13 protein-coding genes are annotated in these 19,914 nt (G+C 58.2%); 5 read left to right on the forward strand and 8 right to left on the reverse strand.

Annotated elements, in window-relative coordinates; translation table 11 throughout:
* Positions 1-180: 180 nt before the first annotated feature.
* The 4 genes from GKZ68_RS04105 to GKZ68_RS04120 form a co-directional block, all read right to left on the reverse strand.
* Positions 181-897: a hypothetical protein gene (locus GKZ68_RS04105; RefSeq protein ID WP_173110972.1), complete on the reverse strand. Its 717-nt coding sequence runs from the start codon at positions 895-897 to the stop codon at positions 181-183.
* A gap of 94 nt (positions 898-991) precedes the next feature.
* Positions 992-2,257: an NADP-dependent isocitrate dehydrogenase gene (gene icd, locus GKZ68_RS04110; RefSeq protein WP_173110974.1), complete on the reverse strand. Its 1,266-nt coding sequence runs from the start codon at positions 2,255-2,257 to the stop codon at positions 992-994.
* A 192-nt stretch (positions 2,258-2,449) separates the two neighbouring features.
* Positions 2,450-5,446 carry a pitrilysin family protein gene (locus GKZ68_RS04115; RefSeq protein ID WP_254244156.1) on the reverse strand — a complete coding sequence of 999 codons (2,997 nt, stop codon included), beginning with the start codon at positions 5,444-5,446 and terminating at the stop codon, positions 2,450-2,452.
* A gap of 364 nt (positions 5,447-5,810) precedes the next feature.
* Positions 5,811-7,436, reverse strand: coding sequence for a DEAD/DEAH box helicase (locus tag GKZ68_RS04120; RefSeq protein ID WP_173118159.1), 1,626 nt, complete (start codon positions 7,434-7,436; stop codon positions 5,811-5,813).
* A 173-nt stretch (positions 7,437-7,609) separates the two neighbouring features.
* On the opposite strand from GKZ68_RS04120, the gene GKZ68_RS04125 reads away from it, so the two are divergent.
* The 3 genes from GKZ68_RS04125 to GKZ68_RS04135 all read left to right on the forward strand — a co-directional run bounded on the left by GKZ68_RS04125 (position 7,610) and on the right by GKZ68_RS04135 (position 10,909).
* Positions 7,610-8,350: a class I SAM-dependent methyltransferase gene (locus GKZ68_RS04125; RefSeq protein ID WP_173110976.1), complete on the forward strand. Its 741-nt coding sequence runs from the start codon at positions 7,610-7,612 to the stop codon at positions 8,348-8,350.
* A gap of 79 nt (positions 8,351-8,429) precedes the next feature.
* Positions 8,430-9,572: a CaiB/BaiF CoA-transferase family protein gene (locus tag GKZ68_RS04130; protein ID WP_254244157.1), complete on the forward strand. Its 1,143-nt coding sequence runs from the start codon at positions 8,430-8,432 to the stop codon at positions 9,570-9,572.
* A 59-nt stretch (positions 9,573-9,631) separates the two neighbouring features.
* Positions 9,632-10,909, forward strand: a complete 1,278-nt coding sequence (locus GKZ68_RS04135) for a zinc dependent phospholipase C family protein (protein ID WP_173110978.1) — start codon at positions 9,632-9,634, stop codon at positions 10,907-10,909.
* Between the two features lie 16 nt (positions 10,910-10,925).
* Here the strand turns inward: GKZ68_RS04135 and GKZ68_RS04140 are convergent, their stop codons facing one another.
* The 4 genes from GKZ68_RS04140 to GKZ68_RS04155 all read right to left on the reverse strand — a co-directional run bounded on the left by GKZ68_RS04140 (position 10,926) and on the right by GKZ68_RS04155 (position 17,098).
* Positions 10,926-11,381: a hypothetical protein gene (locus GKZ68_RS04140; RefSeq protein WP_173110980.1), complete on the reverse strand. Its 456-nt coding sequence runs from the start codon at positions 11,379-11,381 to the stop codon at positions 10,926-10,928.
* A gap of 162 nt (positions 11,382-11,543) precedes the next feature.
* Positions 11,544-12,341, reverse strand: a complete 798-nt coding sequence (locus GKZ68_RS04145) for a SusE domain-containing protein (protein ID WP_173110982.1) — start codon at positions 12,339-12,341, stop codon at positions 11,544-11,546.
* A 108-nt stretch (positions 12,342-12,449) separates the two neighbouring features.
* Positions 12,450-14,063, reverse strand: coding sequence for a RagB/SusD family nutrient uptake outer membrane protein (locus tag GKZ68_RS04150; protein WP_173110984.1), 1,614 nt, complete (start codon positions 14,061-14,063; stop codon positions 12,450-12,452).
* 20 nt (positions 14,064-14,083) lie between these two features.
* A complete protein-coding gene (locus tag GKZ68_RS04155) occupies positions 14,084-17,098 on the reverse strand; it encodes a SusC/RagA family TonB-linked outer membrane protein (RefSeq protein ID WP_173110987.1) in 3,015 nt (1,004 codons plus the stop codon).
* Between the two features lie 742 nt (positions 17,099-17,840).
* Between GKZ68_RS04155 and GKZ68_RS04160 the strand changes: the two genes are divergently transcribed.
* Together GKZ68_RS04160 and GKZ68_RS04165 are read left to right on the forward strand one after the other, a co-directional pair.
* Positions 17,841-18,557, forward strand: coding sequence for a hypothetical protein (locus GKZ68_RS04160; protein ID WP_173110989.1), 717 nt, complete (start codon positions 17,841-17,843; stop codon positions 18,555-18,557).
* Positions 18,558-18,633: 76 nt separating this feature from the next.
* Positions 18,634-19,818: an alpha/beta hydrolase gene (locus GKZ68_RS04165; protein ID WP_173110991.1), complete on the forward strand. Its 1,185-nt coding sequence runs from the start codon at positions 18,634-18,636 to the stop codon at positions 19,816-19,818.
* The last annotated feature ends 96 nt before the right edge of the window (positions 19,819-19,914 follow it).

The raw sequence follows: 19,914 nt of genomic DNA on the forward strand, positions 1-19,914 counted from the left end.
GTCCTCTTCTGTAACACAGTAGGTTAATAGCGCTTGTTCTCTCTCTAACGTGCCTCGAGCGGCAACGTCTAAGGCGGACCAGGTACGACTCTTTCGCGCTGCTACTGTGCATATAGGCTCTTCCTTTTGTTTAACTGCTTGAGCATCAGCAATGAGTTGCGCAATCATAATTGTAAAAGGTTATATGAGTCCTAAGTAGGTTTCGAATAGCTCACGTTTCAGTGAGTTTTGCAAATCTAATACACCGTTCCAACTTCTTCCTCTTAATAACGACTTTCCTCCTGGAGAAGTTGCTAGGTCGCGCATAGGGAAGGGGGCATCCGGCGGATTCTGGGCATAAAAATCGGCAAAAATCTTTAAGTGGAGAGACGACTGGGCGAGAGTTATATCTGGGTGAGCCCGACCAAGCTCTATAATTTCTACTACAGTTGTAGGCTCAGTAGCTTCAAATCCATACAAAGCCCATGCATATCCACCAATAAATTTACCTGCAAGTACTTCTATGCGTTGAATAGAAGCTGATACATACTGTTTGTAAAAAGCCAGTAATATTACTTTGGCTTTTCCCTGTCCCTGTAATCTCTCTGGTAAAGTAAATATATCGTGAATTGCCGTTCTCACACCATCTCTTAGTAAAAGTGTCCGTTCCAGCAAAAAATCATAAGTTGAATTATCTCGCGCAACCCATTCCATATGAAATGTTTGCGCATTAATACCAGCAGCTATAAAATCAAAAAACAAGCTATTGTCACTTGCGAAGCTATCAATGTCTTGTGTTAAAGTTAAGAAATCGAACCCCACAAAATTTGTGGAAAAGTAATCTGAAACTTCACTAAGAGAGTTATCGAAAACTACGCCATAATCGTTTTCACATGTAAATAACTGCACCTCTGTCATTATTAATTTCTAATCTTTTTCATTTAAAAGAAAACCCCCGCGCCAGCCTCTCAGCCAACGCGGGGGTTTATATTAATTGGCGATTGCCAAACTACTACATGTTTTTGATAATCTCGTCGCCAAACTCACTCGTTTTGAGCAGGGTAGCGCCTTCCATCTGGCGCTCGAAGTCGTAGGTGACGCGCTTGCTGGCGATGGCGGCTTCGAGGCCTTTGTTGATGAGGGCGGCGGCTTCTTTCCAGCCCAGGTGCTCGAGCATCATTACGCCCGAGAGGATAACCGAGCCGGGGTTCACCTTGTCCTGGTTGGCGTACTTGGGCGCAGTGCCGTGGGTAGCCTCGAAGATGGCGTGGCCGGTGAGGTAGTTGATATTGGCGCCCGGCGCGATGCCGATACCGCCCACGATGGCGGCCAGCGCGTCGGAGATATAGTCGCCGTTCAGGTTCAGCGTCGCCACTACCGAGTACTCGGCGGGGCGCAGCAAAATCTGCTGCAAAAAGGCATCGGCGATGCTGTCCTTGATAATCAGCTTACCCTGGTCCTGGGCTTGCTTTTGCAGGGCGTCGGCTACCGACTGGCCCTGCTTGGCCACGATTTTATCGTACTGCGCCCAGGTAAATACCTTCGCGCCAAACTCCTTCTCGGCTAGCTCGTAGCCCCAGGTTTTGAATGCGCCTTCGGTAAATTTCATAATGTTGCCCTTGTGCACCAGCGTCACCGACGGCAGCTTGTGCTCCAAGGCATACTTGATGGCGGCGCGCACGAGGCGCTCGGTGCCTTCTTTCGATACGGGCTTAATGCCGAACGACGACGACTCGGGGAAGCGGATTTTCTTCACGCCCATCTCGTCTTGCAGGAATTCGAGCATTTTCTGGGCCTGCGGCGTGCCGTTCATGTACTCGATGCCGGCGTAGATGTCCTCCGTGTTTTCGCGGAAGATGACCATGTTGGTCAGCTCGGGGTGCTTCACGGGTGAGGGCACGCCGTCGTAGTAGCGCACGGGGCGCACGCAGGCGTAGAGGTCCAGCTCCTGGCGCAGGGCCACATTGAGTGAGCGGATGCCGCCGCCCACGGGCGTCGTCAGCGGGCCTTTAATGCCTACCAGGTATTCGCGGAAGGCCTCCAGCGTTTCGTTCGGGAGCCAGTTATTGAGTTGCTTGTAGGCTTTTTCACCGGCTAGCACTTCCTTCCACACCAGCTTCTTCTTGCCGCCGTAGGCTTTTTCAACCGCGGCATCGAATACGCGCTGCGAGGCCCGCCAAATGTCCGGACCCGTGCCGTCGCCCTCGATGTAGGGGATGGTCGGTTGGTCGGGTACATTCAGCTTGCCATTTTTAATGGTGATTTTTTGCTCTGCCATGAGGAAAAAGATTGTCTAGTAGTCAGTTGTCAAGTTCAGGTGGGAAGTCTCGTTCAGTGCTAGCTTTGTTCGTGGCTAGCCCCGCCTGTCATTGTGAGCCTGTGAAGCAATCGCACCAGAACGTTGTCGTTCGGGTGTCGTTTCGGTGCGATTGCTTCGCAGGCTCGCAATGAAAAACGGCATTCTTTAAAATCAATACCCAAAAATCTCTTTCAGGGTCAGTTGCTGGACGGTGCCGTATTTGGCCAGCTCCTTGAAATTCAGCCGGTCCTTGGCGCCGATAACCAGAATAACCTGGTTCTGGCCCCGAATCTTGGCCTGCTGAAATTTCTGCAATTCGGCAAACGTCATATTCTGGGTTTGGTCGTACACGTCGCGGCGCAGGTCGTAGTCGAGGCCTAGCCGGCGGGCGCGCTCGTAGCTGAGCAACACGCCCTCGTGAGTGATGCGGTCGGTGGCAATGCTGTTGCGGATACTCTGCTTGGCAATCACCAGGTTGGCGTCGGCCAGGGGCATATCGGTGAGCAGGCCTTCCATGCCGGCCATGGCCTCGGGCAGCTTGTCGCTCTGCGTGCCGATGTAGCTGAGGATGTAGTTCGAGCGGCCCGTCTTGTCGGCGTTCGCGTAGCGCGACATGGCAGAGTAGGCCAGCGCCTTGCTCTCGCGCAAGTCCTGGAAAACGATGCTGCCCATGCCGCCGCCGAAGTACTCGTTGTAGAGCGCCACGGTGGGCACCATCAGGCGGTCGTAGGTATCGCCCTTGGTCAGGAACAGGATTTCGGCCTGCACCATCTTGTAGTCAACCCAGTAGACTTTTTTATCTTTCAGCGGCTGCTCGGCGAAGTCCTTGGCGGGCGGCACGGGCTTGAGGCTAGCGGGCGTTTTGTGAACGGTCTTTATTAACTTGGCAATGCCAGGGGTGGTCACATAGCCAAGGTTGTCGTTGACTTCACGCGGGCCATAATACAGTACCCGATGCTGATACGTCGGCAGCGACTTCAGCAAAGCCGTCAGTTGCTCGGGCTTCAATGCCTTCAACTGCGCCTCCGGCACCATGTTCGTAAACGGATTGCGCGGGCCGTACTTGGCGTAGTTTAGCATGGCCTGATTCAGAATCACGCCCTTGTTGAGCTTGGCATCCTGGCGCTGCTTCAAAATGCCGGCCACCTGGTTTTTGAGGGCCGCCGCGTCGGGGCGCGGGTTGTTGAGCAGCTGTTCAAACAGCTGCATGGCCGGCTCCAGGTTGCTGTCGAGCCCGCTCAGGCTGATGAGCACGCGGTCCTGGCTGCTGCTGACGGCAAACGAGCAGCCCAGCTTGTAAAACTCCTGCTGGAGCTGCGCCGCCGAGTACTGGCCGGTACCCAGGTACTGCAAATAATCTGTGGCTACGTCGAGCAGCGGGTTGTTATTGGTACCGAGGTCGATGGCGTAGAACAGGCTAAACAGGCCGTTCTCGGTGTTCTTGGTGTAGTACAGCGGCAGGCCGGGCTTGATGTCGGCCGTTTGAATATCCTTCTTATAGTCAAGGAAAACCGGCTTCAGCTCGGTGCTAGGCAGCTTCGATACCTCAGTGTAAAAAGCCGAGGCCGCGTCGCGGTTGGCGGGCACCGGCGTGATGGCTGGCTTCACCACCTTCACCTTATTCGGGTCTTCGCCGGTGCGCTTGAACACGGCCACGTAGTTCGGGCCGTAGTGGTCGTTGGCAAACTGGACGATTTCAGCCTTCGTGATGGTGGCAAAATCCTCGTTCTGCTTGAGGTAGTCGGTCCAGCTTACGCGCTCGATAAAGGCCTCGTACATGGCGCTGGCTCGCGCCTCGTTGCTTTCGTAGCTTTTGGTGCGGCTCAGCTTCTCATTGTTTACGATGGCCGGGATGAGCCAATCGGGGAAGTCGCCGCGTTTCACTTTGGCTACCTCGGCTAGCATCAGCGCCTGTACCTCTTCCAGCTTCTGGCCCTGGCGCGGGGTGCCGTAGAGCACGTGCGTCGAGTAGTCGTCGTTGAGGTCGGCAAAGGTCTGGGCTTGCAGCACTTTCTGCTGCTGGTTCAGGTCGAGGTCGAAGAGGCCGGCCTGGCCGTTGGTCAGGATTTTGTCCAGCATCCGCAGGCGCAGCGCGTCGCGGGTAGCCTTGCCCGGAAAGCGGTAGCCCAGCATCACGTTTTCCGACTGCGGCCCCACCACTTCCTTCACGATGGGCGCGGTAATGGGCTTTTCCACCGGCGGATTGAAAGCCGGCACCGGCTTGCTGGCTAGCCCGCCAAAATACTTGTCAATCAGCCGAATGGTCTGGTCGTAGTCCAGGTCGCCGCTCAGGCAGAGCGCGATATTATTCGGCACGTAGTACTGGCCGAAGTACTTCTTAATCTCAGTTATCGACGGGTTTTGCAGGTGCTCAATCGTGCCGATGGTCGTCTGCGTGCCGTAGGGGTGGGTGGGGTAGAGGCTAGCGTTCAGCGCCTCAAACTCCTTGCTAAAATCGGAGTCCAGGCCACGGTTTTTCTCCTCGTATACGGCCTCCAGCTCGGTGTGAAACAGGCGCGGCACCATTTCCTGAAAGCGCTCGCTCTGCACGGCGGCCCACTTTTCGAGCTGGTTGCTCGGAATATCTTCCTGATACACCGTTTCCTCATTCGAGGTGTGCGCATTCGAGCCCTTGGCCCCGATGCTACCCATTAGCTTATCGTACTCGTTGGGCACGGCGTAGCGCGCGGCCACGCCCGAAATAGAGTCAATCTGGTGGTAGGTGCGCTTGCGGGCCACCGGGTCGTTGCGCTCGCCCCGGTAGGTTTCGTACAGCGCCTCAATCTTATTCAGCTCCAGCTTTTCCTTGCTCCAGTCCTTGGTGCCGAGCTTTGAGGTACCCTTAAACACCATGTGCTCCAGGTAGTGGGCTAGCCCGGTGGCGGTGGCCGGGTCGTTCTTCGAGCCGGCGCGCACGGCCACGTAGGTCTGGATGCGCGGCGCGTTCTTGTAGTCTGACAGATAGACCGTCAGGCCATTATCCAGCTTGTACACGCGCACGCCGAGCGGGTCGTTGGGCGCCGTCTCGTAGCGATAGTCTTTGGCCGGGGCCGGGCTGGCGGCGGGGGCAGTGGTGGCCGCCACGGCGGCCGGCTTGCTCGACTGGCACTGCGTAGTGAGGCCGAGGGCCGCCAGCGCGGGCAGCAGGAGCAACAACGGTCGATTCACAAACAGGCTAGTCAGAGCGCGGGGGACTTCAATAAGGGGCACAAAGGTAGAAGTTCGTGCGGGGAATAAAAAACAAAAAAATCAATTCCGCTGACTTACCTTGCGCGATTGCACTGGCAGTACTAGCAGCTTAAAAGACACGCATTTGCACGAAAACGTTGCGACCGCTTCCCCGAAAAGCTGCGCCGTTTTGCTAGCCTGCCGCACTCATTTTTCCAAGGGCTTAGCTGGTCCTGTAAGCTGCTACGAGTCCTTTCGCTGGCCCCTACCAAGAAAGAACTACCACCCGGTTTTGGGCAATGAGTGCTAATGCCAAACGCCCGGCCAACCTGCGTCAGCCGGGCGTTTGCGTAGAGTAGTCGGGTTATTCGGCGTCCGGGGCGGGCGCCGAAGCGGCGGGAATGGTGCCATCTGCCGGGCGCGGGCCTTTACCGCCCCGGTTGCGGCCGCCGCGCTTGCGGCGGCGCTGCCCTTCGGGCTTGTCGCCCTCGGCGCGCGGCGCGCGCGGGCTAGCCGCTTCACCTTCAGCGCGCGGCTCGCGTGGTGGGTGCGGGGCCTCAGTGCCGCCCGCTACTGCGCCTTCGGGGCGCGGGGTGCGGGGCGGGCGGGCCTCGCGGGGCGGAGCTACGTAGGCCGTTACGGGCGTCTGGCCGGCATCAATGGCGGCGAGGCGGGCGGCAGCCTGGGCTAGCCGCTCGGCGCGCTGCGGGTCATTCTTGGCGTCGCCGTCGCGGCGGGGTCCCCGGTCGCGGCCACCCTGGCGGTCGCCTTCGGCGCGGGGCGGGCGCGAGTCAGTGCCGCCGTCGCGGCGCGGACCACGGTCACGGCCGCCGCTGCCACCCCGGCCGCCTTCGCGCGGGCCAGTTTTGCCACGCAGGCCGCTAAAGCGCCTGGGGTCAAACTCGGGCGCCGGGCCGTAGCCGAGGCCTTCGGTAATGGCCTGCTTCTCAATCTCGCGCTCGATGAGTTTCTCGATTTTGACGATACGGTCCTGGTCCTGGTCGGCAATGAAAGTGATGGCCGTGCCCGTGGTAGCGGCCCTGGCCGTGCGCCCGATGCGGTGCACGTAGTCTTCGGCGGCGCGGGGCACGTCGAAGTTCACCACGTGGCTAAGCGAGTCAATATCAATGCCTCGGCTCACCACGTCGGTAGCCACCAGGATGGGAAATTGCTTGTTCTTAAAAGCGCGCATGGTGGCCTCGCGCTCCTCCTGGGTGCGGTCAGAGCTGATACCCTGGGCCGGGTAGCCCAGCTTATTGAGCGAGCGCACGATGCCGGCCACCGCCGCTTTCTTGCTGGTAAAGAGCACCATGCTCTGCACGTCCTGCGCCTTGATGAGGTGCTCCAGCACGGGCAGCTTCTGGTGGTCGAAGGTCATGTAAAACTGCTGGTTGATGCCGGCAGCGGGCTTGCTCACGGCTAGCCGCACCTCGTCGGGCTCGTGCAAAATCTGCTGCGAGAAGTCGCGGATTTTGCTCGGCATAGTGGCCGAAAACAGCAGCGTCTGGCGCGACTTAGGCAGCTGGCGCACGATGTTCAGAATGTCATCGGCAAAGCCCATATCCATCATCTTGTCGGCCTCATCAAGCACCAGATACTTTAGGTCGTCGAACTTGACGTACCCGAGCTGCATGTGCGCGATGAGGCGGCCCGGCGTGGCAATGATAATGTCGGCGCCGCTCGTGAGGGCGCGCTTCTGCTGCTCCCAGTTTTCGCTTTTGCCGCCGCCGTAAATGGCAATGGAGGAGGCCTCTACAAAGTAGCCGAAGCCCGTTACCTGCTCGTCAATCTGGGTGGCTAGCTCGCGGGTGGGCACCAGCACCAGCGTGGAGGTGGTGCCGTGCTTGGCGTGCGAAATCTTATCAAGCAGCGGCACGAGGTAGGCGGCCGTTTTGCCGGTGCCGGTCTGGGCGCAGGCAATGAGGTCTTTGCCGGCCAAAATCTTCGGAATCGCCTGCTCCTGAATGGGCGTGGCGTTGAGGTAGTTCATGGCGTCCACGCCGGCCAGCAGGTCGTCGTGAAGATTAAAATCGTGGAAAGTCAACGGGTCAGCTAATGAGGTGAAAAATAGGGGCTGACCGTGCATTCCCGGGCCAGCAAACCGCTTGATTTAGAACAAAGGTAAGCCGGATAAGTGCCCCGCTTGCGCCTACCTTCGCCGGCATGGCCCTCGACCGCTTTTCCGCCCAGGCCGCGCACTACGCGCGCTACCGCATTGACTACCCGCCCGAACTCTACGCCTGGCTGTTGCCCCAAGTGCCCAACCGCCTGCGGGCCTGGGACTGCGCCACCGGCAACGGCCAGGTAGCGGCCGTGCTGGCCCAGTACTTTCGCGATGTAGAGGCTACGGACCTTAGTGCCAGCCAGCTAGCCGAAGCCCCCAAGCTGCCTAATGTGCATTATCAGGTGGCTACCGCCGAGCGCACGCCCTTCCCCGACGAGTATTTTGACCTCATCACGGTGGGCCAGGCCGTGCATTGGTTCGACCCCGAGGCCTATCACCGCGAGGTGCGGCGGGTGGCCGGCCCCGGCACCGTGCTGGCCGAGTGGGGCTATGGTCTGGGCCAGACGGCTAGCCCGGAGCTGAATGCACTCATCCGGCGCTTTCACGACGATACCGTGGGGCCGTACTGGGATGCCAACCGCTGGCACGTGCTCGATGAGTATGCGCGGCTGCCTTTTCCCTTCGCCAGGGTGCGCCGGGCGCATTTTGAGGTGCGCCGGCAGTGGTCGGCCGCGTGGTATCTCGACTACCTGCGCACGTGGTCGGCGGTGGTCAACTATGCCCGCCAGCACGACGGCGCCGATGCCGTGCGGCTGGTGGCCGACGAGCTAACGCAGCTGTGGGGGGCGGACGAGCGCGAAATTGTATTCCCCATTTTTGCGCGCGCCGGGGTAGTATAGCCGCTAGGGTAGCCGTTGTAATAGTAATACACGGGCGCAGGTGGCGATGCAGCTGGGGCGCCCTATTTGCTTATAAATTATGACTCCCAACTTACCCTTCGCTGGCCTGCGCGTGTTGGAGCTGGCCGCCGTGCTTGCCGGCCCGCAGGTGGGCCAATTCTTCGCCGAGCTGGGGGCCGACGTGCTCAAAATTGAACCCCCGACGGGCGATGTGACCCGCACCTGGCGCACGCCCGGCGATGCCCCCGACAGCTCGGTATCGGCTTATTTTGCGGCTTCCAACTGGGGCAAAGCCTCACTGGTGCTCGACCTCACCGAGCCCGAGGCGCAGGCCGCGCTGCACCGGCTGGCCACCGAGGCCGACGTGCTCCTCTTAAGCTACAAGCCCGGCGATGCCGAGAAGCTGGGCGTGGGCTATGCGGCGCTGTCCGCCGCTAATCCGCGCCTTATCTACGCGCACCTCACCGGCTACGGCCCGGCTAGCCCCCGCGTGGGCTACGACGCCGTGCTGCAAGCCGAAACCGGCTTTATGCACCTCAACGCGGCCAGCCCCGCCGACCCGCCTCAGAAGATGCCCGTGGCGCTCATCGACCTGCTGGCCGCCCATCAGCTCAAGGAAGGTATCCTCACGGCCCTGTACCAGCGGGAGAAAACCGGCCGGGGCGCGCTGTTGTCGGTGAGCCTGCTCGACAGCGCGCTAGCCTCGCTGGCCAACCAGGGTGCCACTTGGCTCGTGACCGGGCACGACCCCCGGCCGCTAGGGTCGGGCCACCCCGGCATTGTGCCCTACGGCACCGTGTACCGCACTGCCGATGGCCAGCGCCTGGTGCTGGCCATCGGCACCGACGCGCAGTTTCGGCAGCTGTGCCTGGTACTGATGCGCCCCCGCTGGGCCGATGAGCCGCGCTTTGCCACCAACCCGGCGCGGGTGCGCCACCGCGCCGCCCTCGAAGAGCTGCTGCTGGTGCGCATTGCTGAGCTCAACGGTGCCACGCTGCTGCACGAGCTGGCCCGGCTAGGGGTGCCGGCCGGCGCCGTGCGCACGGTGGGCGAGGCCCTGAGCCAGGAGGCGGCCCAGGCCATGCTACTGCCGCCGCAAAGCCCGGCGTTCCCTTTCGCGGGGTTGCGCACCGTAGCGTTTCGCAGCTCGGTGTGGCCGGTAGTGGGGCAGCTGGCACCGCCGCCAGGGCTAGCCCCGGACTATCAGCCCACTACCGGGTAAGCTCGGCGGTGCAACGCGGGAGGAGGCTTTGCCGTTGAGCAGTTTCCTTACGCTTTGCCATGAAATCTGCATTTTTATCGCGCCTGCTGGGGGCGCTACTGCTAGGGCTATTGCTGCTGGCGCAGCGCCCGGCGCGGGCTTATTCGGTGCTTAGCCACCAAGCCAATATTGACTCGTGCTGGCTGCCTTGCCTGCGGCCGGCCATCGAGCGGCGATTTCCGGGCGGCACTCCCGATGAGCTGCGCGAAGCCAAGGCCTATGCCTATGGCGGCTCTATTATTCAGGACATGGGCTATTATCCGTTTGGCTCTAAGCTATTCACAAACCTAACGCACTATGTGCGCTCGGGTGACTTTGTCGAGAACCTGTTGAAAGAAGCGCACGACCGCAACGAGTACGCGTTTGCCCTCGGCGCCCTAGCCCACTACGCGGCCGATATCTACGGCCACGAGCTGGGTATCAATAAAGCAGTGCCGCTGCTTTTCCCCAAGCTGAAGGCCGAATACGGCCCGGTAGTTACCTACGAGCAAAACCCGGTGGCGCACGGGCGCACCGAGTTTGCCTTCGACGTGACGCAGCTGGCGGCCGGCAAGTACCGCTCGGCCGCCTATCACGACTTTATCGGCTTTAAGGTCAGTAAGGAAGCACTGGAGCGCGCTTTTGCCCGCACCTATGGCCTGGAACTGAAGCAGATTATTTTCAACGTTGACCTGGCGCTGGGCTCTTATCGCTTTGCCGTGCGCAACTTAATTCCGCTGGCTAGCCGCGCAGCCTGGCGGGCCAATCGCCACCAGCTACGCAAAGTGAACAGTCGTATTCGCCGCCGCGATTACGTCTATAAACAGGGCAAGGATGAGTTTGAAAAGGAATATGGTACCGTTTATGAGCATCCCAAGCTTGGCGCGCGCATTGTGGCGGGCATTATTGACATTCTGCCCAAAGTAGGCAAGCTAAAGAGCCTGAAGTTTATCGCTCCCTCGCCCGAAGCTCAGGCCCTGTTTCGGGCTAGCTTCCAGCAGACGATGAAAACGCTGTGCACGTTTACGAATGAGCAGATGGCCGTTACCAAGCCCGCCCCCGACCTGCTCAACACTGACTTCGACACCGGCCATCCCACTAAAATCGGGGAGTATAGCCTGGCCGACCGCACGTATGGCGAATGGGTGCGCGAACTGGCCAAGAACGACTTCAAGGAAATATCTGTGCCCATGCGCCAGAATATCCTGGCCTTTTTTGCCGACACCTCCCGCAATCCGGTCGATGTGGAAGAGAAAGAAAAAGACAACCGGGCCAAGACCGAAGAGGCCCTGGCCCGGCTGCGGGCCCTCAAGCTGTAAGACTGGCTAGCGGTGGTTACTCATCACCTCGGTTGCTGGGTAGGCCGGGCGGGGGCGTGCCCTGGCTGCCGCGCAGCGTGGGGATGCCCATCTTTTCCTCGCGCTTCTGCTGGTAGCGCGCGAACTGAACGGGCGTGAGCACATCCTTCAGCTGGTCGAGCCTGGCTAGGCTCACATCGTCGATGTAGCTTTTCAGCTTGGCAGGATTATCATGGTAGCGCTGCCGGGCCGTTTCCACGTTGCGCACCGACGTTAGGTTGATTGCCCGCACTTTCTCCGTCTGGGCCGGCGTCAGAGCCAGGGCTTGGCTCATGTTGGTCGTCAGGGCCTCAGCGCGGGCCGAAGTGCTGGCCGAAGCCGGCGTGGCAGGTGTTTTGGGAGCGTGGGGCGTAACGGAAGCAGTAGTCTGACCCATTGCCGAAAGTGCCACACCAGTGCTCAGTAGGAGCCCGCAGAAAATTTTAGAAAGCATGAGGCAGAAAGAAAAAACGGTAAAAGCTGAGGTAATCCCCGTAACGGTGTACTGCCCAACATAGATACAATGTGTGTTGGTGCGCTGAGGGGTGTAAAAAAAAGGAGCCACTGTGCCTAACAGTGGCTCCTTCGCACTAAACCGAGGAACAAACTATTTGTGTTACTTGACTACTGCCGTACCGCCTACCACGGCACCGCTTGCGTCCGTGTTGACCGATAGGGTAATGGTGTAGGTGCCAGCGGTAGCAATGCTAAGGTTAGGGCCATTGGTAGTGAGAGCAGCCCCCTTACTCAAATCGCCGTTGCCGCCGAGGTTTACACTCCAGTCGTTATTAGCCCGAAACTTAAATTCTCCGGCGTTCAGCGCAGAGCGCAGCGTAAACGTCTGAGTGTAGCAGTCATACGTTAGGGCCCGGTCGCTCGACCAGCCATCGCCGGCCGGACCAATCAGGCTCCAGCTGCCACCAAAGGTGTTGGCAACGCAGAGCGGCGTGGGGGTGCCCGTGATGGTTACGACCGGCGAGGCCTGCTGCGGGGCACTGGCGTTGCCTACCGTTGCCACCACGCGAGCATCCACCTGGGAAGTGGAGTTATAGGTATAGCCTAGGTTGGTAAATACTTTTACGAGCTGCGCCGTAGTGAGCGTGATGGCCCCAGCGGCGGTCCCGCCAGGATAAGAAACGGGGCTGCTGAAATTACCACCCTTTTTATCAAACTGCAGCGTGTAGGTCGTAGCCGACTGGTACCCAAAATTAGCAGCCGTGTACGTGAAAGTAGCTGCCGTTGCGTTGCTGTTCGTCGTCGTCAGCGCAAGGTTAGGGGTTGTAGTTGAGGCCGTAAGGGCCGGAGCAGCCGTGGGCTTAATAACTACCTGCGACTCATCCTTTTTACAGGAGGTGAGGTTAGCCGCTGCCAGCAGAAGCACGCCGGCAGTCAGGCGAGTAAACCAACTAGTCATAAACTTTAAAAGCAAGGGGGTGAGAAATAGAAGAGTTCTGTGCAAGCGCAACTTCAGGCCCCGAACATGCCGCCTGAGCGAAGAAATTCGGGACCTGAGAAAGCGTCCTTAATACCCAGGATTCTGCGGCAGATTGGAGTTGGCTACGCGGTCGGTATTCGGAATGGGAAACAGCGAGCGGAACGACTCTACGTCCTTACCAGCTTTTACCCCACCCTTATAAGCCCAGTTGTAGCCGGTAGTATACACGCCAAAGCGAATGAGGTCGGTGCGGCGGTGGCCTTCCCAGAACAGCTCGCGGGCGCGCTCATCAAGGATTGAGTTGAGCGTAAAGGCTCCGGTTGTGGTTGGGGCTGCCCCTGCCCGGGCCCGAATGGCATTGACGTAGGCTAGGGCTTGCGTAGCCGAGCCGCCCGTGCCGCCACGCAGTACAGCCTCCGCATACATCAGCATTACGTCGGCCAGCCGGAACATCGGGAAGTCGGTATCCGGGAAGGTAAGGTTCGAGCCCGGCGTGCCGGTCGAAGTAACGTTCCGGTACTTCGAAATCAGCACGCCGCTGGTGAACTGCCCCAGCGTATCAACGTTGGGGTTCTGGCCCTTGAAGACAAACATCTGCGAGCGGACGTCGGTCGGATTATTAGTCGTAGTCGAGCCAAACAGCGCCGTAATGCTAGGCTTAGTGCGCAGGCCCGACCAGCCGCCATCAATACCAACCGAAGAGGCCGTAATGGCCCGGCCGGTAGGCGCGTGCACGAGGTAGGTCATGCCCCCGTAAGTCTGGGTGCGGGTGCCATCAAACGTAATAGGGAAAATAATCTCGTTACGCGCCGTCGAGGTGTTATTGTCAGCCAAAAACAGGTTGGCGTAGCTCGGACTCAGGCTGTAGCCCGCGCCGAGCACCTTATTGGCGTAGGTAATTGCGTCGGTCGAGCGGTCAGCACCCGTGTAGGTCTTGGCATTCAGGTAAAGCTTGGTAAGCAGCGTCCAGAGTACGCCTTTATCAGCGCGGGCATACACGGCGCGCGGGTCGAGAAGCGCGCCGCTGGAAGTATCGAGGCCATCGAGTGCTTTAAGCTCCGATTCTACGTAAGTAAACATATCCGCGCCCTTTTTATACTGCGGCGTAGTGCCGATAGCATCGGCTTCGGTAGCAAAAGGCCCACCACCAAACAAGTCGATAGCGTGCCAGTAGCAAAGCGCGCGCAGTAAGCGGGCCTCCGAGCGGTAGGTACGCACGGTGTTGGCAGTAGCACCCGTGATGCCGCGCGACGACAAGTTAGCGTCCGAGGTCTGCCGGATGAACTCGTTGCAGAGGGATATTTCGTAGAAGACGCGGTCGTAAGTAGCCCGGACAAACTCGTTGTCAGCATTCCACTGCAAAGTATTCAGGCTGGGTAGGTTGCCATCGTTCCAGCCAATTACGGCCTCATCGGTGGTTACTTCCTGAATCTGCCAGTACTGGCGCAGATAGTTTGAAAAACCTTCATCAATGCCAGAAATATCAGGGTTGCCAGCGGGGCCCTGTTGCCCACTCACGGCAAACGTAGCGTAGAGTCGGGCCAGCACTTGCAGAATCTGGGCTGGGTCGCTGTACACGACGTTGGAGGTGGCCGAGTAGGTCGGTACCTGATTCAGGTCTTTCGTGCACGACGAAGACAACCCTGACAAGCCGGCCGCCAGCGATAATATCCCCAGGGTGCGGGTTAGGTTACGTTGCATAAGGAAATGGGTGGGAAAAATTAAATGCCGAGGTTGAGGCCGACCGTGAACGTGCGCGGACGGGGATAAATCGTGTTGTCGATGCCACCAATTATCTCCGGGTCAAGCCCTTTGTAGTTGGTAATCAAGAACAAATTCTGCGCGGCGAACGACAGATTCAAACTGGTGCCCTTCTTAATAAGTTCGCCAAAATTGTACCCTAGCGTCAGGTTCTGCAGCCGCAGGAAAGAGCCGTTTTCGACGAAGTAATCCGAAAAGTACTGAGCCGTGGTAAAGCGCGAGGCCAGGAATTCCTGGTTCTTATTACTTACGAAGCCCGCCGAGTTTTGGTCGTAGTAGCTGCTCGAACGCAAGTTGTTATATACGTAGTTGCCCAGGTTGGCCCGGAGCGTGAAAGCCAGGTTGAAGCCACGGTAGCTGGCGTTGGCCCCGCCGCCCAGAATCCACTGCGGGCGTGCCGACTTGTAGATATAGCGGTCCGAGCTGTTGATGACGCCGTTGCCATCGCGGTCTACGTAGACCCCTTCCAGCGGCTGGCCATTCTGGTCGTATACCTGCTGGTTGACGTAGAACGAGTTGGCCGGGTAGCCCACGCGGTTAATCTGAATCGTGTTGCCCACGCCGCCGCCAATACCACCCGTCAGCTGGTCGCCGCCGTTGCCATTAACTGAGAGCTGCGTAATCTCGTTGTGGTTGTAAGTGGCGTTAGCATTCACCGTGATGTTGAGCTTATCACCTTTCACCAGGTCCAGGTTGGTAATCAATTCAACGCCACGGTTGGTGAGCGAGCCCACGTTTGCGTTGCCAGCGTTAGAAAGCGTCGCTAGGTCAGGGAAATTCACGTAGTTGAGCAGGTTCTTGGTATCGCGGCGATACACGTCAACCGAGCCGTAGAAGCGCCCATCGAAGAAGCCATAGTCAAGGCCTGCGTTATAAGTCGTAGTCGTTTCCCAGGTAATGTTCGGGTTGTACTGGTCCGAGCGCAGGGTGCGGTAGAAAGTATTGCCAAACTGATACTGCGCCGCCAGGTTGCTGAGCGTAAGCGAAGCCAGGAAGGGGTAGTAACTAGGGCCCAGGTCTTGCTGGCCCGTTTGCCCGTAGCCGAAGCGGAGCTTCAGGTCCGAAACAGCCGTGTTATCCTTCAGGAAATTCTCGCCTTTAATACGCCAGGCGAAAGCCCCTGAGGGGAAGTAGCCCGTGCGCTTGCCTTCGGCAAAGCGGGAAGTGTTATCGGCACGAAGTGTACCCGTAAAGAGATACTTGTCGGCGATGTTGTAGTTAGCCCGCCCGTAGACGCTAAGCAGGACGTTGGTATTGAGGAAGGTATTATCACCCGAATAAGACAGCGAGGCGGGCTGGTACTCAATCCCATTGGCCAGGTAGTCGCCGAAAGCGTAGGAGCGATTCTGGAATTTCTGGTAAGAATAGCCCGCCAGCAGGTCGAGGCGGCCAGGCCCTACCGTGTTCTCATACTTGAGATAGGCTTCCAGAATGGTGTTGTTCAGGTCCTGTGCATACTGGTTGTTAACCCCGCCGCGATACGTGGTGCCGTTGACCATGATGGAGCGGTTGTAGTTAGACGCCGCGCTGGCTGGAATTAACGTGTTGCCGCGCCCGCGCTGAATGTCGTAGCCAACGTTCAGGTTGGCGCTCAAGCCTTTAATATAAGGCAGCTTATAATTGATTTGCACATTGCCAATGCTGCGGCGTACCGTGCTGATGTTACGGTTCTGATTAACCAAGCCAACCGGGTTGCGGGTAGCGAGGGGCAATATTGCGCCGCTGGCATCCGTCGACTCATAATAGCCGCCAAAGGGCGAATTTGCTGCGTAGATAGGCTGCGTAGGGTCGAAATTGACGGCGGCTCCCACGGCGCTCTGGTCCGAGAAGTTATTATCAATCCACGAGCCCTTCAGGTTAAGGTCGATACGCAGGTTACCGTCAAGCAATACCGGCGACAGGTTCAGGGCGCCGCTGTAGCGCTTCAGGTCATTGCGCTTGAGGATGCCCTCCTGGTAGAGATAGCCCGTCGATATGCGGTAGGGCAGAAAGCCTGCCGCCCCGCTTAAGCTCACATTATTGTCAGCAGTGTAGGCGGTGCGGTAGATTTCACGCTGCCAATCGGTGCTAGCTGAACCCAGCACAGCTTGCTGGTTACCGGTGCCATATTGCTTTACTACCGAGCGGAATTGGTCGGCCGTGAGCACTGGCACGTACTTAGCCGGGGCGGCCAGCGACTGCTGGGTCGAGACGGCTACGTGCATCTGGTCGCCCTGCACGCCTTTCTTGGTAGTCACCAGGATAACGCCATTCGAGGCACGCACCCCGTAGATAGCGGTCGAAGAAGCATCTTTCAGTACGGTAATACTCTCAATATCATTAGGGTTGATTAGCGACAAGGGATTAGAAGCACCAGCTAGGCCGGTATTATCAACCGGCACACCATCGATGACAATAAGCGGCGCGTTGGAGGCCGACAGCGACGAGCCCCCGCGAATCAGAATCTGGGTGCTGGCACCCGGCGCACCACCACCAGTGGTAATCTGCACACCAGCCACTTTACCCTGTATCAGTTGCTCAGGGTTAGTCACTTGGCCTTTTACAAACTGCTTTTCTGAAATCTGCTCTACCGCGCCCGTCAGGTCCTGGCGGCGCTGCGTGCCGTAGCCGATTACTACGGCCTCGCCGAGAGCTGTAGCATTTTCAGCCAGGCTTTGGGCAGCTACGTTCGTAGTCTGGCCGGCCCGCACCGTCACGGGTACGCGGCTGGTAGCATAGCCCACAAAGGAGATAACCAGCGTGTGGCCACCAGCCGGCACGCCCGAAATAGTATAAGTACCGTCGGCATTAGTAGAACCACCAACGTTAGTGCCTTCAACAAGCACCGTCACGCCGGGTAGGCCGCCATTTTTGGCATCGGTTACGCGGCCGCTTACTGTGCCGGTACCCGCCTGGGCCCAAGCGCCTAGCGAAGTAGTCAGGCCTAGTACTAACAGAAGGAGAAACCGTAGTTTCACCAAGTAGGGTTGTTTCATAAACTTGAAACTGGGGTGGGGAAAAGTGAAATAGAAATAACGGAGAGAAAGGCTTTTTGCCAGCTAATACAACTATCAAAAAGGACAGTGTTGAGGAAGGAAGCTAGCCTAAACAAAAGAGAAGAAAAAGGGTGTGCAAGCCCTGCAATCGATTGCGGATTGAGTATGGCAGAATGTTAAAAAATTGTTAGAATTCATGGCAAGATAAGCCAGTAGCCAAGCAGAAACCAACTAAAAACCCCTGGCTAGCACGTGTGCACAAACCGGGTTTTTTACGAAGGCAAAGATGCAGGACTTTCTTCGGGACCAGATATTTTTTATAAGTTAATAAATTTTAATAATCTAATAATTTAAAATAATAAAATTTACATTGTTTTAAGTGTTTTTTAATAAAATGAAAATTAGTAAGTTGCTACATGAATTGCTTAGGTAAACAGTTGGAAGAATGAGCTGTGGATTGGCTAGAATGGCGAAGCAGGTGAGGACTATTTAATTTGTTCAGAACTTATCCGGCCAAGAATAAAGCTCGGAAAGATGCCCGCTCCAATTGCCAATTTGTGCTAGCTAACCGATAATTAACCAGGCAAAACTTGCCAAGCGGCCGTCATTACTAACAACAGTTAGCTTTTGCGTTTTAAAACGACGCAGAAATCAGCGAGCCCCAACGCTCGGTCACTAATACAACGAAGATTTGCCAGCTACGAAGCGCTCTCCGTACTTTTGGCTGATTTCGCCTGCTTTCATGAAACCATTCCAGTATTCTTTAGCGCTGAGTTTGTTGCTGCTGCTCCTGGCAGCCAGTGCCCGCGCCCAAACCCGGCGGCCGACCCCTGGCCGGCCCGTGCCTGGCAAAACGACCACAAAAGGTCGTTCTGGAACCAAGGCGCCGCCGCCACCGCCGGCACCTATTGAAGCCGCCAAGCGCGTTGAAACCTCGACCGAGGATGATAAGCCGCCGCTCGTTATCAATAGGATAAAGCTCAAAGACCCCGTACTGGTATTTTATCAGCAGGCCGGCCCCACCAATGCCGTGCAGCAATTGCTGATGGACGAAAAAAGCCTGGCACTGTTGAAAACTACGCCGCTGGAAGAGTTGGTAGCCCGCCGCGAAGTATTTATCGATGGGCTCGGCAACTACGACCCTCCCAAGGGTACGGCCGATGCGCAGAAATACCGCCTGGCCGGCGTGAGCCTGCTGGCCAACAGCGAAAGGCGCAAAACGGCCCCCGATGGCCGCAGTACCTACGCCCGCCTGAAAGTGCCTAGCCCCGGCGATTTGTATGTGGTGCGCGAATCGGCCGAGGAATACCGCCACTTTGTGAGCGGTCCTCAGAAAAAAGGCTCGCGTATCGACTTTAGTGTCAATGGGTTGCCCGGAGTCGATTCGGTGCGGGCCGTGTATACGCTGCGCAAAATAGACTCGTCGGAGCGCGGCACGGGCGGCGATATCATTCGCTAGCCCAGCCGTGAACTTCCTGAAAATTTCTGGGTCAGCTCATTATTCTAAAAAATCTGGTTTGTAGCCAGCAGGCCAAATGAGCAAGTTTGCTAAAGCTGCGCTACCCTTATTGGGCGCATTCCTGCTGGTGCCGGCCTTGGCCCAGACGACGCTGCGCCTCACGGCGGTGCCCGCTGCCACGCCGGCTGACCAGCCTATCTACGTGTCGGGCACATTTACTAACTGGGACCCCAGTGCCGCCGGCTTCGCCCTGGCCCGCCAAGCCGACGGTAGCTACCAGCTCACTTTGCCGGCCACGGTAAGCGGCGCGCAGGAGTTTAAATTTACGCGCGGCTCCTGGGCCACTAGCGAAGCCGATGCAAGCTTCCAAGCAGTTGCTAATCGCCGCGCCGAGTTTGGGGCTAGCCCCGCCACGCTCACGTTTCAGGTTGCCAGCTGGCAGGACCAGCGCCCCGGCGGTACGGCCCCGGCTGGCCCCAAGCCGCATACGCTGGCGTCCAACGTGCATATTCTCACCGACTCATTCCGGCTGCCGCAGCTGGGCGGGCGGGCGCGGCGGGTGTGGCTCTATCTGCCGCCCGGCTACGCTGCCGCGCGGCGCAAGCGCTACCCCGTGCTGTATCTACAGGATGGGCAGAATGTGTTTGACGAGGCTACGTCCTTTTCGGGCGAGTGGGGCGTCGATGAAACGCTAAACCAGCTGGCGGCGGCGGGTGAGCGCAATGCCGAGTGCATTGTGGTCGCTATCGACAATGACGGCGCGCATCGCCTCGACGAATACTCGCCCTGGGCAAACGCCGAGTATAAGAAAGGCGGCGAAGGCGACCAGTACACCAACTTCTTGGCGCTCACCCTAAAACCGTATATTGACGCGCACTACCGCACCCGGCCCGATGCCGCCCACACGGCCATTGCCGGCGCCAGCATGGGCGGCCTCATTGCGCTATACGCGGGGCTGAAATACCCCATGCTCTTCGGGCGGGTAGGCGTGTTTTCGCCGGCCATCTGGTTTGCCAAAGATTCCATGCTGGCCTATGAGCGCCGCCGGCCCGTGCCGCTAGCCAGCCGTTTCTACTTCGTGGCGGGTCCTGGCGAAAGCGAAACCATGCTGCCACTCATGACGGAAGCGCGTAATGGCTTGCTGGCTAAGGGAGTGCAGCCTAATCACATTGAATTCAAAGCCCCGGCCGACGGCAAACATGCCGAATGGTTTTGGCGGCGCGAGTTTGGGCCCGCCTACCGCTGGCTGCTGGCCGAATAGCTAGGAACCTGGCAGCGGGGACATTGAAAAATAATCTGTCGAAAAGTTGCGGATATTGAAGCTAACCGTATATTTGCCACCGTATGAACCGCCGCC

This window comes from Hymenobacter sp. BRD128, from assembly GCF_013256625.1.
Taxonomy (GTDB): Bacteria; Bacteroidota; Bacteroidia; order Cytophagales; family Hymenobacteraceae; genus Hymenobacter.